The organism is Pseudoduganella namucuonensis (assembly GCF_900116645.1).
GTDB classification, from domain to species: Bacteria; Pseudomonadota; Gammaproteobacteria; order Burkholderiales; family Burkholderiaceae_D; genus Rugamonas; species Rugamonas namucuonensis.
This window is the reverse complement of sequence record NZ_FPBO01000029.1, coordinates 99668-113674: the sequence shown is the minus strand read 5'-3', so window position 1 is coordinate 113674 and position 14007 is coordinate 99668. Positions and strand designations below refer to the sequence as shown.

Sequence of the window (14007 nt, the reverse complement as noted above, 5' to 3'; positions counted from 1 at the left end):
GCCACCGGCGAGGTGGTGACGGCCGAGGACCTGGGCGGCGGCGACGTGCACACGCGCCTGTCCGGCGTGGCCGACCACCTGGCGCAGAACGACCTGCACGCGCTGTCGCTGGCGCGCACCATCGTCTCCAACCTGAACCGCGTCAAGCCCCAACAGGGCGCCTTGCGGGAGGCTGTGGAGCCGAGGTATCCGACCCAGGAGCTGTACGGCGTGATCCCGGTCGACACGCGCAAGCCCTTCGACATCCGCGAGGTGATCGCCCGCATCGTCGACGGCAGCGAGTTCGACGAGTTCAAGGCGCGCTACGGCGCCACGCTGGTGTGCGGCTTCGCCCACGTCTACGGCATGAAGGTCGGCATCATCGCCAACAACGGCATCCTGTTCTCGGAGTCGGCGTTGAAGGGCGCGCACTTCATCGAGCTGTGCGCGCAGCGCAAGATCCCGCTGGTGTTCCTGCAGAACATCACCGGCTTCATGGTGGGCCGCAAGTACGAGAACGAGGGCATCGCCCGCAACGGCGCCAAGATGGTGACCGCCGTGGCCACCGCCGCCGTGCCCAAATTCACCGTCATCATCGGCGGCAGCTTCGGCGCCGGCAACTACGGCATGTGCGGCCGGGCGTATTCGCCGCGCTTCATGTGGATGTGGCCGAACGCGCGCATCTCGGTGATGGGCGGCGACCAGGCGGCCTCCGTGCTGGCGACCGTGAAGCGCGACGGCATCGAGGGCAAGGGCGGCGCGTGGTCGGCCGACGAGGAGGCGGCGTTCAAGCAGCCGATCAAGAACCAGTACGAGCACCAGGGCCACCCCTACTACGCCACCGCGCGCCTGTGGGACGACGGCGTGATCGACCCGGCCGACACCCGCATGGTGCTGGGTCTGGGCCTGTCCGCCGCGCTGAACGCCGAGATCCCGGACACGAAGTTCGGCGTGTTCCGCATGTAAGCCATACACCAAGCAATCCATTCAAATACAAGAGAAGGCAGCCTATGTTCCAGAAAATACTGATCGCCAACCGTGGTGAAATCGCCTGCCGCGTCGCCTCCACCGCGCGCCGCATGGGCATCCAGACCGTGGCCGTGTACTCCGAGGCCGACGCCGGTTCCCGCCACGTGGAGATGTGCGACGAGGCCGTCCTGATCGGCCCGGCCGCCGCCCGCGAGAGCTACCTGAAGGGCGACGCCATCATCGCCGCGGCGCGCGCCACCGGCGCCCAGGCCATCCACCCCGGCTACGGCTTCCTGTCCGAGAACGAGGAATTCGCCCAGGCTTGCGCCGAGGCAGGGCTAGTCTTCATCGGCCCGCCCGCCTCCGCGATGCGCGCCATGGGCTCGAAATCGGCCGCCAAGACGCTGATGGAAAAGGCCGACGTGCCGCTGGTGCCCGGCTACCACGGCGACCGGCAGGACAGCGCCTTCCTGCGGCAGCAGGCCGACCGCATCGGCTACCCGGTGCTGCTCAAGGCCAGCGCCGGCGGCGGCGGCAAGGGCATGCGCATCGTCGAGCGCGGAGAAGACTTCGCCGACGCGCTGGCCTCCTGCAAGCGCGAGGCGATCAGCAGCTTCGGCGACGACAAGGTGCTGGTCGAGAAGTACCTGACCCGCCCGCGCCACATCGAAATCCAGGTGTTCGCCGACACCCTGGGCGAATGCGTCTACCTGTTCGAGCGCGACTGCTCGGTGCAGCGCCGCCACCAGAAGGTGCTGGAGGAGGCGCCGGCGCCGGGCATGACGGCCGAACGCCGCCGCGCCATGGGCGTGGCCGCCGTCAACGCGGCCAAGGCGGTCGGCTACGTGGGCGCCGGCACGGTGGAATTCATCGCCAACCAGGACGGCTCCTTCTACTTCATGGAGATGAACACCCGCTTGCAGGTGGAGCATCCGGTCACCGAGATGATCACCGGCACCGACCTGGTGGAATGGCAGCTGCGCGTGGCCAACGGCGAGGCGCTGCCGCTGACGCAGGAACAGCTGCGCATCGACGGCCACTCGATCGAGGCCCGCATCTACGCCGAGAATCCCGAGAAGGGCTTCCTGCCCTCCATCGGCCGCCTGCGCCACCTGCGCGCGCCGGACGCGGTGTGCTTCGCCCGCAACGCCGGCGGCGCGCCCGGCTCCCCGGCCGCGGTGCGCATCGACGCCGGCGTGCGCGAGGGCGACGAGATCTCCCCGTTCTACGACCCGATGATCGCCAAGCTGATCGTCTGGGGACCGGACCGCCAGCAGGCCCTGGCCCGCATGCGCCAGGCGCTGGCGGCCTACCAGGTGGTGGGCCTGTCGACCAACGTCGCCTTCCTGCAGCGCCTGATGGACAGCGAGGCATTCTCCAGCGCCGACCTGGACACCGGCCTGATCGAACAGAACCGCGAAACGCTGTTCCCCGCGCCGCGCCCTGCCACCGCCGCGACGCTCGCGCTGGCCGCCGCGGCGCTGCTGGGGGCCGAGCGGGCGCCGGCTGGCGCGCCGGCCAACAGCAAGCCATGGCTGCTGCAAAACGGCTGGCGCATGAACGGCCAACTGGCGCGCGCCCTCGCCTTCGGCGACGAGACCGGCCCGCGCGACGTGACCGCGAGCTACGCCGGCGACGGCTGGAGCCTGGCCGTCGACGGCGCGCGGCACACGCTGGAACCGGTGCGCGCCGATGGCAGCGAGCTGGCCGTGAAGCTGGACGGCCAGCTGCTGCGCGGCTCCGTGGTGCGCGAGGGCGACGTCTTCCACGTCTACGCCGCCGGGCGCCACACCGCGCTGGCCCACACCGACCCGCTGGCCCACGCCGGCGAGGCCGAGGCCGAGGCGGGAGCGCTCACCGCGCCCATGCCCGGCAAGATCGTCGCCATCCTGGTGGCGGCCGGCGCCACGGTGGCCAAAGGCGCGCCGCTGCTGGTGATGGAGGCCATGAAGATGGAACACACCATCTCGGCCACGCACGACGGCGTGGTCGAGAAACTGCTGTACGAGGTGGGCGACCAGGTGACCGACGGCGCCCAGTTGCTGACCCTGAGCGCCCTGGAGGACTGACCATGGCCACCCTGGATGCGAGGCTCGCGCCGGGCTTCGAATTCCTGCGCATCGCGGGCGGTTTCCGCCGCATCATGAAAACCGAACTGGGCCAGGAGCAGCTCTGCGCGCGCTGCAACGAGCCCTGGCCCATGGACCCGGAGTTCTTCAAGATCACCGGACGCAGCGTCGGCTACGAGTGCAAGGCCTGCATCCAGGAGCGCAAGCGCAAGTAGGCCGCCGGACGCGGCGGCGGGGCGCCCCGCCCGCCCCGTTTCATGGTACGGTTACGGCTATGCCGATCCGCGACACTCCACGCCCGTCCCCGAGCCGAGCCGCGCCCACCATCCGCGCCCGGCTCTCGATCGTGGTGCTGGCGTGCGCGCTGCCCGCCGCCATCGGCTACGGGCTGGTGATCCACCACTTCTACGACCGCGAGCGCACCCAGATCCAGCGCGACACGCTGCTGACCGCGCGCGCGCTGGCGCACTCGGTGGACCGGGACCTGAACACCGGCCTGGTGGTGGCGCAGGCGCTGTCGACCTCGCCGCACCTGCGCCGCGGCGACCTGCCGGCCTTCCACGCCCAGGCCAGGGAAATGCTGAACGACGAGTTCCCCGGCTTTAATTTCGTGCTCAGCGACCGCGACGCGCTGCAACTGTTCAACACGGCGCGTGCCCACGGCGCCGCCCAGCCGGACCCCGGCAGCCTGGAGCGCATCCAACGCGTGTTCGACAGCGGCCGCCCCGTGGTGTCCGACCTGTTCATCGGCGGCGCCCTGGGCAGGCCGGTGGCGGCCGTGCACGTGCCGGTGCGGATCGACGGGCGGGTCGCGTACTGCCTGTCGGTCGGCTTCCTGCCCGAGCGGCTGGGACGCATCCTGTCGCAGGCGCGGCTGCCGCCGGGGCACGTGGCCGCCATCCTCGACGGCCGCGGCGTGATCGTGGCGCGCACCCACCTGCCGGGGCAATTCGTCGGCAAGCCGGGCGCGCCCGCGCTGCTGGCGCGCATGCGCGAGACCGGCGAGGACATCATCGAGACCACCACCTTGGAGGGCATCCAGGTCTACTCCATGTTCAGCCGCTCGGCCATGTCCGGCTGGACGGTGGTGATCGGCGTGCCCCGCAGCGCCGTGTTCACCGAGCTGCTGTACTCGCTGGCCTGGATCAGCTGGACCGTGCTGGCCCTGTTCGGCGCAGGCCTGGCCGCGGCCTGGTTCCTGGCCCGCCGCATCTCCGCCGCCGTGCGCCGGCTGGCCGACGCCGCCGTCGCGCTGGGCACGGGGAACGCGCCGGCCGCGGCGGACGGCGCCACCTTCCGCGAGGCCGAACAGGCCGCCGCCACGCTGCGCCGGGTGGAGAGCGAGCTGCTGCGCCACCGCGACGAGCTGGAAAACCTGATCGCCGGTCGCACCGCCGAGCTGGAACAGGCGCGCGACGCGGCCCAGGCCGCCAACCTGAAACTGCGCCTGTCCGAGCGCGACGCGCTCGACAAGGAGCTGCGCATCCGCACCATGGTCGACAGCGTGGGCGACGGCATCGTCACCATCGACGAGCACGGCACGATCGAGACCTTCAACCGCGCCGCCTCGGCCATCTTCGGCTATCCGCCCGGGGAGGCCATCGGCCGCAACATCGAACGCCTGATGCCGCCCTCGCAGCGTCCCGCGCACCAGGCCGGCATGCGCCGCTACCTGGCCGGCGGCCAGGCCCACGTGATCGGCGGCGGCGGCGTGGAGGTGCCCGGCCTGCGCAGGGACGGCACCGTGTTCCCGCTGCAGCTGGGCATCAGCGCCATGCTCATCGAGGGGCGCCACGTGTTCGTCGGCGTGGCGCGCGACATCACCGAGCAAAAACGCGCCGAGCGGGAGCTGCGCGGCGCCAAGGAACAGGCCGAGCAGGCCAACCGCACCAAGAGCGCCTTCGTCGCCAACATGAGCCACGAGCTGCGCACGCCGATGAACGCGGTGCTGGGCATGGCGCAACTGCTGGCCGGCAGCAAGCTCACGCCCGAGCAGCAACGCTACCTGGACCTGATACGGGTGTCCGGCCACGCGCTGCTGCGGATATTGAACGACATCCTCGACCTGTCCAAGATCGAGGCCGGCAAGGTCACGCTGGCGCCGCAGCGCTTCCCGCTCGACGAGGTGCTCGACGCCGTGGCCGCCGTGATGGGCGTCAACAGCGGCGACAAGGACCTGGAGGTGGCGATCGGCGTCGAGCCCGAGGTGCCGCGGCTGCTGGTGGGCGACGCGCTGCGCCTGCAGCAGGTGCTGGTCAACCTGACCGGCAACGCCATCAAGTTCACCGAGCGCGGCGAGGTGGCGCTGTGGGTGGCATGCGAGACGCGGGGCGCGGACCAGGCGGTGCTGCGCTTCAGCGTGCGCGACACCGGCATCGGCATCGACGAGGAGCAGCAAAAGCGCCTGTTCACGCCCTTCACCCAGGCCGACGCCTCGACCACGCGGCGCTTCGGCGGCACCGGGCTGGGGCTGGCCATCTCCAAGGGCTTCGTCGAGGCGCTGGGCGGCGCGCTGCGCATGCGCAGCGCGCCCGGCCAGGGCAGCGAATTCAGCTTCTCCCTGCCCTTCGGCCTGACCGGGGCCGACGTCGCCCCCGGCCATCCGGACGGCATCCCCGACCGCCTGCGCCTGCTGGTGGTGGACGACAACGCCACCAGCCGCGCCGCGCTGGAGGGCGTGGTCGCCGCCTGCCACTGGCGCTGCGACTGCGTGGACTCCGGCGCCGCCGCGCTGGCCGCGCTGGCCGACACGGCGCCCGGCGAGCCCTACGACCTGGTGCTGGCCGACTGGCGCATGCCGGACATGGACGGGCTGGCCGCGATGCGGGCCATGCACGCGCTGCCCGGGCTGGAGGCGCTGCCGGTGGTGGTCATGGTGGGCGCCTACGGCCGCGGCGCGCTGGCGCAGCTGCCCGACGCGTCCGCCGCGGCCGCGCTGCTGACCAAGCCGGTCACCGCCTCCGGGCTGCTGCACGCGGTGCACGAGGCGCTGGCCCGGCGCGGAACCCGCGCCGGCGGACCGGCGCCGGCGCGGCCGGTGGAGGCCATCGCCGCGCGGGTGCTGCTGGTGGAGGACAACGAGATCAACCAGCTGGTGGCCGCCACCATGCTGCGGCAGGCCGGCGCCACGGTGGAGCTGGCCGACAACGGCGAGCGCGCCGTCGAGCTGCTGCGCGCCGACCCGGCCCGCTGCGACCTGGTGCTGATGGACGTGCAGATGCCCGTCATGGACGGCTTCACCGCCACCCGGCTGATCCGCGAGGAGCTGGGCCTGGAGCTGCCCATCCTGGCCATGACGGCCGGCGTGATGGCGTCCGAGCGGGCCGAGTGCATGGCCTGCGGCATGGACGACTTCCTGGGCAAGCCCTTCGAGGCGGACGAGCTGTACGGCGCGCTGCGGCGGCACCTGCCCGCGCGCGGCTGAGCCTGGCGATGCCGGCTAGTCCGCGGGTTTGGCGGTCGGCAAGCGCCACAGGTAGATGGTGACGCCGCAGGCGATCAGCAGCAGCAGGATGCGCACCGGCAGCAGCGGCACCCGGTACATCGAATAGAACATCGAGGGCCACATCATCGCCATCGCGATCACCTTGGCGCGCAGGGGGATGCCGTGGCCGTCCTCGTAGTTGCGCAGATAGCGGCCGAAGCTGCCGTGGTTGCGCAGCCAGTTGTGCAGCTTGGTGGAACTGCGCGCGAAGCAGGCCGAGGCCAGCAGCAGGAACGGCGTGGTCGGCAACAGCGGCAGGAACACGCCCAGCACGGCCAGCACCAGGAAAATGCCGCCCAGGGCGATCAGGATAGGTTTCATTGGCCTCGAATGGCGTGTCGATCGGCGTCGGGTCGCCGCTTGTGGAACACAGTATAAGCACACATGGGCGCGCCCCGCAATTGCAGAGTTCGGTGTGTCACCAGACATACGGGCCCGTCCGGCGGCCGTAGACTTCCCCGTAACGCAATCAACCGGGGAAACCATCATGCGCCTACCAGGAGGAATCCAACCACACCGCGGCGGTCGCCTCGCCATCGTCGTCGCCATCGCGGCGGTGCTCGTCATGTTGCTGATGTTCGTGCCGTGGTAGCATGCGCGGTCCGCACACACACATAGGCATAGCCATGATCCGTCGCATACTCGGCAAGGCCGTCCTCGCCGGCGCCCTGGGCTTTTCCATGCTGGCCCAGGCGGCCGGTCCCGTCATCCAGGTCTACAAGAGCGCCACCTGCGGCTGCTGCGGCCATTGGGTCGAGCACCTGAAGGGCCAGGGCTTCTCCGTGAAGGCCACGGACGTGCCCAGCCCCGCCGAGTACAGGGAAAAGGCCGGGATACCCGCGCAATACGGCTCCTGCCACACCGCCATGGTGGGCGGCTACGCGATCGAGGGCCACGTGCCGGCCAGGGAAATCAAGCGCCTGTTGAAGGAGCGTCCCAAGGCCGTCGGCCTCGCCGTGCCGGCCATGCCGATGGGCTCCCCCGGCATGGAGGGCCCGCGCAAGGACCCGTACGACGTCCTGCTGATCCAGGCCGACGGCAAGACCTCGGTCTACCAGCACTACAAATAAGGGAGCCCAGACCGGGAACCTGGACTTTAGGGCCATGTTCACCGGCGCGCGCCGCCGCTACACTGCCGCATAGCGCAACCAGACAGGAATCCACCATGACCTCCCCCGACCCCGCCCTCCGCACCAGGCTGACCGCGCTCACGCGCGCGCTGCGCGATCTGCACAAGCAGATGATCCACGTCGAAACCCAGTATTTCGGCGCCGTCGGCAGCCCGCTGGAGCACCTGCAGCTGGTGGCCAACCATCCGCACTTCGCCTGGCTGCAAAAGCTGTCCGGCCTGATGGCGCTGATCGACGAGCGCCTCGACGAGGCCGAACCCCTCGCCACCGCCGAGGCGCTGGCCTTCCGCGGCGCGCTGGAGGCCCTGATCGGCCCCTCGGAGCAAGGCGACATGGAGTTCCGGGCCAAATACAACGCCCTGCTGCACGACTCGCCGGAAATCGTCATGGCGCACGGCGCCGTGCGCCGCGCGCTGGCGGGGCTAACCCTTGCCCATTAGTCATTTATTTATAGCAACTTTACCTGCCTGCGTGATAACATACCGCGAAGAAACTCGCTAAATCACAAAGGATCTTGAACGAGATGGTACAGACGACGACACGCCTTGATTTCGACATTCAAACCTCTATCACAATCAATGGCGTGCCCATCAAGTTCTCTTCCGGCAGCGAGACATCGACATGGGTTTACGCGACCGCCAGCTTCAGGGTCGGAACGACGCCACCGACGGACTTGTCGGCATTGGCCGACTATGCCTACACCGCTCAGTCAAAGATAATATCGGAAGGCGAATACGTCGCGATCAGCAACGGGCTTGGTTCCTACGCCCTGGTGCAGATAGTCGATTCGCAATCCCTGCATCACGGCGGAGTCAAGAACGGCGTCGTCTTCAACAGCTCGACCGTCACCATCACCGCCCCCGCCGTGACGGAGTTTTCGCCGGCCGACGAACTGGTCGGCGTCCCCGTCGACGAGAATATACGGCTGACGTTCAGCGAACAGATTCAACGCGGCTCCGGCAGCATCGTACTGAAAAACGCCGCCGGCTCGGTGGTCGAGAAATATGACGCGGCCACCAGCAAGAACATCTCCATCAATGGAACCGTCCTCACCATCGACCCCGGCGCCAATTTCCAGTACGGCGCCGCCTACACACTCGAACTGGCGCCGGGAAGCGTCAAGGATCTGGCCGGGGAGAGCTACGCCGGCAGCTCGAATTACAACTTCGCGACCGCGCAAGATCCGGCCAGCCATGTCACCAGCACCAGCCTGAATTTCGACGTCCAGACGTCGGTCACCATCAACGGCGTGCCGATGCGGTTTTCGTCCGGCAGCGAGTCGGCGACGTGGATATACGCGAGTTCCAGTTTCAAGGTCGGCGGCACCGCGCCATCCGACCTGTCGGCGCTGGGGAAATACACCTACACCAGCGACTCCAAGCTGATTTCGGAGGGCGAGTACGTCGCCGTCAGCAACGGCCTCGGGTCCTATGCCCTGGTGCAGATCACCGATTCGAAATCGATACATCACGGCGGCCTGCTCAACGGCGTGACCTTCAATAGCTCGACTACGTTCATCGCCCCTCCCGACACGGTGGCGCCCGCGATAGTGGGCTACAGCCCCGCCAACTTCGCGCCGAACATCGCGGTCGGCACCGACATCGCCGTGACGTTCAGCGAGGCGATACAGCGCGGCGCCGGCAGCGTGGTCCTCAAGAATTCCGCCGGGGCCGTCATCGCGAGCTACGACGCGTCCAGCGCCAATATCAACATTTCGGGTTCGACGCTGACCATCAACCCCGCCAAAGACCTCGATCACGCGACCGGATACCGGGTCGAGTTCGGCGCCGGGGTGGTCAAGGATTTGGCTGGCAACGCTTTTTCCGGGACCAGCTCCTACACGTTCACGACGGCCGCGGCGCCGGACACCACCGCGCCGTCCATCTCCGCCTTCAGCGGCGACAACCACGCCAAATTCCCGGTCGCAAACGATATCGTCTTCACCTTCAGCGAGGCGGTACAGCGGGGCAGCGGCTCGGTCATCCTCAGGAATTCCACCGGCGCGGCCATCGCCGTTTATGACGCGGCGAGCAGCGCCAACCTGAAGTTCTCCGGTTCCTCGCTCACCGTCAACCCATCCTCGGATCTCGGCTATTCGTCCGAGTATTCCATTGAGATCACCTCGGGCGCCGTCAAGGACCTGGCCGGGAATGGCGTGGTTTTCAAGTCCTATCGTCTGGCGACGGCGGGCGCGCCCGAGGCGGTCAAGGGCAGCAGCGGCGCCGACCTCCTGCTGGGAAAAAGCGGCGACGATCTGATCGACGGCGGCGCCGGCATCGACACCTTGAAATACAGCGGCGCCAGCGCCAACTTCTCGATCGTCAGAACGTCGTCCGGCTTCAGCGTCACCGACAAGCTCGGCGTGAACGGCAACGACAACGTGACGAACGTCGAACGCCTGCACTTCACCGATTCCAGCATCGCGCTCGATATCGATGGCGTGGGAGGCCAGGCGTATCGCGTCTATCAGGCGGCGTTCAACCGCTCCCCCGACCTTGGCGGGCTTGGGTACTGGATGGCGCAAATGGACCAGGGCGCCAGTCTCAAGGAGGTGGCAAGCGGATTCGTGGCGTCGGCGGAGTTCAAGACCGCGTACGGCGCCAATCCCAGCAACGCGCAGATAGTGAACCAGCTCTATCAGAACGTGCTGCACCGCGCTGGCGAAACAGCGGGGCTCGACTACTGGGTCGGCGTCCTGGACTCGAAGGCCGCGTCGGTTGCGGAGGTGCTCGCGGGCTTCAGCGAAAGCGCGGAAAACCAGGCGGCACTGATCGGCACCATCGGAAACGGCTTCGCCTATACGCCGTATGGCTAGGGAGCGCCCGGCGGCGCGCGGCGGCCTTCAGGGCCGCCCGCCGCCCCGCGCCGCCCATTCCCGCACCGCCACGGGATCGTGCACATGCAGCTCCTTCGCGTCGCGGATCGCCCGCGCCATCGCTCCCCTGCCCGCCCCTTTCAGGTACTGGTCGAGGAACGCCAGCGTCGCGTCGCCGATCGCCCGCTGCGCCGCCTGGGCGTCCAGGCGCCCGAAACGCTGTTCGCTTCCGCCGCCGGGCAGCAACAGGCCGAGGTCGGTGAACCCCATGTGCCGCACGCCGTCGAGCCGCAGGCGCACCACGTGCGGGTTGTTCCCGGCCTCGCGCCAGCGCTCGTAGGCGTAGTCGTTCGGCGAGCCGTTCCGGTAGGCCGGATCGGCCTGCATCACCAGCAGCGGCCGGCCGATGTCCGCGTCGAACAGGGCGGGATCGTAGTTGGACCCGTCCAGATTGATCGCGGCGCCGCAATGGGCGATCGCGCGGCACACCGACGCCGCCACCGCGCCGCCGAACGACATGCCGGCGATCGCCACCCGGCGCGTGTCCGCGTGGCCGAACACCGCAGCCGCGCGGCCGCGCGTCCGTCCGGACTCGATCGCGCCCAGGGCCGCGCGCACGTCGTCGCTCCACCTGGCGTGGCTGGCGCCCAGGCGGGTCGGCGGCAGCGCGGCGGCGTAACGGTCCAGGCCGCGCGTGCGCTCCTCGTGCGTGGCGCCGGCCGAGATCCGCCTGCGCAGCTCGCCGAACGTGGCGTCGGTGACGGGCGCGCCGCTGGTCGGCACCACCCGCCCGTCGGCCAGCGCCAGATCGGCCGCGTCGCCCGGGTGGGAGATCGACACGACGATGTAGCCATGGCTGGCCCAGCGCTCCATCAGCACCGTGTTTTGCTGCGGGTAGCACTCGTAGCCGTGATTGAACAGCACCAGCGGGAACTTGCCCTGCAACGGCGTCGCGTCCTCCCCGCTATGCGCGATCACGGACTCGAGACCGTCGAGCTCAGTCTCGCCGTAGCGCTGATTGCGCGCGATCGCCCTGGCCTGGGTGGCCTGCTCGGTCCTGTTGAAATAGGGGCGGGAGGTTTTGGCGCCGGCCGCCGCCGGATACCACACATAGGCCGGCGCCCCCGCCACGTCGAAGCGCGCCATGCCCACCCGGTGCGGACCGTCCGGCGCGGGCAGCTGCACCGGCGCGGCGGCGGCGAAGCGGAACAACAACAGACATGCGGCGGCGGCGCAAATACGCGTAATCATCGGCTCGATCCCGGGAAAATGAACGGGAAGAGGATATCACTGCATTCTACTAACGTAAAATACAATTTAGTCATTCATCGCCGCTGGTAGATGTTCACCTCCGTCGCGTACAGGAAAAACGATTGCTCCGGACGGTAGAAGGCCGTCGCCGGGTCGGCGTTGATCTCGAGCAGCGCGCGCTCGTAGTCGCGGAACGCGCCCACCGAGGCCGCGTCGTCGAACCAGAGGCTGGCCACGCCCTCGTAGATCGGGACGTCCTTGCCGCCGAAATAGGCCAGCATGGGGTTGAACTCGGCCACCTGGCGGTTGTGCACGCAGCGCCGGACCGCCGCGGCCGCCGTGCGCGACGCCGCCAGCGCCCGCGCGTGCGCGCGCGCCCAGCGCTCGAAGAACTCCGGCAGCGCCATGCCTTGCGCGGCGCGCAGGTAGTGCAGCACCTTCGCGCCAACGCCCACGCCGGGGCCGGGGCCGGCGTTGACCACCGGCTGCGCGACCTCCACCACCACCACGCTCAGCGCCACGCTGGTGTCGCTGAAGTTCGCCCCGTCCGGCCCCACCCTGGTGCGCACGTGCTCGTGCGCGAACGTGGCCGCCATGTCTTCCGCGTGGTCCCAGTAGAGCTCCGTCACCGAATCGCGCGACACCGTCATCGTGTGCGCCGCCTCGGCGCCGGTGCCGAACGCCGCGTCGAACACGTGGTTCTGGTCGTAACGCCGCAGCGTCACCGGGTTTTCCCTCGTGATCGCGCCGTGCACGTCCCGCACGTAGGCGAGGTATTCTGCGTGGGTCATGCCGGGTCGCCGGCAAATGGCCGCCATCATCTTGATCATGTCGATTCCTCCAGGCCGTCCCAGCACAGGTATTTGAGTTCCATGAATTCGTCCATGCCGTAGTGCGAACCCTCGCGTCCCAGGCCGCTTTGCTTGACGCCGCCGAACGGCGCCACCTCGTTCGAGATCAAGCCGCAGTTGATGCCCACCATGCCCGACTCGATGCCGGCCGCCACGCGCCAGATGCGCGCCGCGTCGCGGCTGTACAGATAAGCCGCCAGGCCGAACTCGGAGTCGTTCGCCAGCCGCAAAGCCTCCTCCTCGTCGCGGAAGCGGAACAGCGGCGCCACCGGCCCGAACGTCTCCTCGCGGGCGATCAGCATCGACGGCAGCACGTCGACCAGCACGGTCGGCTCGAAGAAGCAGCCGCCCAGCGCGTGGCGCTTGCCGCCCAGCAGCAGCCGCGCGCCGCCCGCCAGCGCGTCGGCGATGTGCTCCTCCACCTTGGCCACGGCGCCGCCGTCGATCAGCGGGCCTTGCTGCGCGCCCTCCTCCAGGCCGTTGCCCACCTTGAGCAGCGCCACCCGCTCCACCATCCGTTGCGCGAACGCGTCGTAGATGCCGTCCTGCACATAGATGCGGTTGGCGCTGATGCAGGCCTGCCCGGTGTTGCGGAACTTGGAGGCGATCACGCCGTCCACCGCCGTGTCCAGGTCGGCGTCGTCGAACACCAGCGCCGGCGCGTTCCCGCCCAGCTCCATCGAGCACTTCTTGACGGTGCCGGCGGCCTGTCGCAGCAGCAGGCGCCCCACCTCGGTCGAACCGGTGAAGGTGATCTTGCGCACCAGCGGATGGGTGGTCAGCTCGTCGCCGAGGACACGGGTGTCGTTGCCGGTGAGGACGCTGAACAGTCCCGGCGGCACGCCGGCGCGCTGCGCCAGCTCGGCCAGCGCCAGCGCCGTCAACGGGGTCTGGCTGGCCGGCTTGACGACCATCGCGCAGCCCGCCGCCAGCGCGGGGCCGGCCTTGCGGGTGATCATCGCGGCCGGGAAGTTCCACGGGGTGATCGCGGCGCACACGCCGATCGGCTGTTTGAGCACGACGATGCGCTGGCCTTCCCTGGGCGCCGGGATGACATCGCCGCGCGCGCGCTTGGCCTCCTCCGAGAACCACTGGATGAACGAGGCGGCGTAGTCCATTTCGCCGCGCGCCTCGGACAGCGGCTTGCCCTCCTCCAGCGTGATCAGCGTGGCCAGGTCCTCCCGGTGCTGGACGATCAGCTCGTACCAGCGCCGCAGGATCTCGGAGCGGTGCCTGGCGGTGGTCTTGCGCCAGGCCAGGTGGGCCTGGTGCGCCGCCTCGATGGCGCGCCGCGCCTCGTCCCGCTGGCAGCGCGGCAGCTCGGCCAGCGCCTCGCCGGTGGCAGGGTTGCGCAGCAGGTAGCGTCCATGGGGCGTCTCGGCCAGCCATGCGCCGCCGACGTGGGCGGCCTCGCGCCACAGGCCGGGGTCCTTGAGCAGGTGTTTCATGGCGCGCTCCA

The 14007-nt window shown here is 69.2% G+C and carries 11 protein-coding genes; 7 read left to right on the top strand and 4 right to left on the bottom strand.

Going from position 1 to position 14007, the window contains the following annotated elements:
* The 4 genes from BM436_RS25550 to BM436_RS25535 form a co-directional block, all read left to right on the top strand.
* The coding region (locus BM436_RS25550; protein ID WP_307666157.1) for a carboxyl transferase domain-containing protein at positions 1 to 945 on the top strand (945 nt) is incomplete at its 5' end.
* 44 nt (positions 946 to 989) lie between these two features.
* Positions 990 to 3017, top strand: coding sequence for an acetyl/propionyl/methylcrotonyl-CoA carboxylase subunit alpha (locus tag BM436_RS25545; RefSeq protein WP_093558356.1), 2028 nt, complete (start codon positions 990 to 992; stop codon positions 3015 to 3017).
* A 2-nt stretch (positions 3018 to 3019) separates the two neighbouring features.
* Positions 3020 to 3232 (top strand): hypothetical protein, encoded by a 213-nt coding sequence (locus BM436_RS25540; RefSeq protein ID WP_093558355.1) that lies wholly within the window; start codon positions 3020 to 3022, stop codon positions 3230 to 3232.
* A gap of 59 nt (positions 3233 to 3291) precedes the next feature.
* Positions 3292 to 6441 carry a PAS domain-containing hybrid sensor histidine kinase/response regulator family protein gene (locus tag BM436_RS25535; RefSeq protein ID WP_093558354.1) on the top strand — a complete coding sequence of 1050 codons (3150 nt, stop codon included), beginning with the start codon at positions 3292 to 3294 and terminating at the stop codon, positions 6439 to 6441.
* A gap of 15 nt (positions 6442 to 6456) precedes the next feature.
* Here the strand turns inward: BM436_RS25535 and BM436_RS25530 are convergent, their stop codons facing one another.
* Positions 6457 to 6822: a YbaN family protein gene (locus BM436_RS25530; protein WP_093558353.1), complete on the bottom strand. Its 366-nt coding sequence runs from the start codon at positions 6820 to 6822 to the stop codon at positions 6457 to 6459.
* 305 nt (positions 6823 to 7127) lie between these two features.
* On the opposite strand from BM436_RS25530, the gene BM436_RS25525 reads away from it, so the two are divergent.
* From BM436_RS25525 to BM436_RS25515, 3 genes are all read left to right on the top strand, one after another.
* Positions 7128 to 7571: a DUF411 domain-containing protein gene (locus BM436_RS25525; RefSeq protein WP_093558352.1), complete on the top strand. Its 444-nt coding sequence runs from the start codon at positions 7128 to 7130 to the stop codon at positions 7569 to 7571.
* A gap of 95 nt (positions 7572 to 7666) precedes the next feature.
* The gene (locus BM436_RS25520) at positions 7667 to 8071 is read left to right on the top strand and encodes a hypothetical protein (protein ID WP_093558351.1); all 405 of its coding nucleotides are present in this window, start codon (positions 7667 to 7669) and stop codon (positions 8069 to 8071) included.
* Positions 8072 to 8154: 83 nt separating this feature from the next.
* The gene (locus tag BM436_RS25515) at positions 8155 to 10446 is read left to right on the top strand and encodes an Ig-like domain-containing protein (protein WP_229490707.1); all 2292 of its coding nucleotides are present in this window, start codon (positions 8155 to 8157) and stop codon (positions 10444 to 10446) included.
* A 27-nt stretch (positions 10447 to 10473) separates the two neighbouring features.
* Here BM436_RS25515 and BM436_RS25510 read toward each other — a convergent pair whose 3' ends face one another.
* From BM436_RS25510 to BM436_RS25500, 3 genes are all read right to left on the bottom strand, one after another.
* Positions 10474 to 11697, bottom strand: coding sequence for an alpha/beta hydrolase family protein (locus tag BM436_RS25510; RefSeq protein ID WP_143133310.1), 1224 nt, complete (start codon positions 11695 to 11697; stop codon positions 10474 to 10476).
* A gap of 74 nt (positions 11698 to 11771) precedes the next feature.
* Positions 11772 to 12488, bottom strand: a complete 717-nt coding sequence (locus BM436_RS25505) for an EthD domain-containing protein (protein ID WP_177307507.1) — start codon at positions 12486 to 12488, stop codon at positions 11772 to 11774.
* A 35-nt stretch (positions 12489 to 12523) separates the two neighbouring features.
* Positions 12524 to 13996, bottom strand: coding sequence for an NAD-dependent succinate-semialdehyde dehydrogenase (locus BM436_RS25500; RefSeq protein WP_093558347.1), 1473 nt, complete (start codon positions 13994 to 13996; stop codon positions 12524 to 12526).
* Positions 13997 to 14007 lie beyond the last annotated feature (11 nt).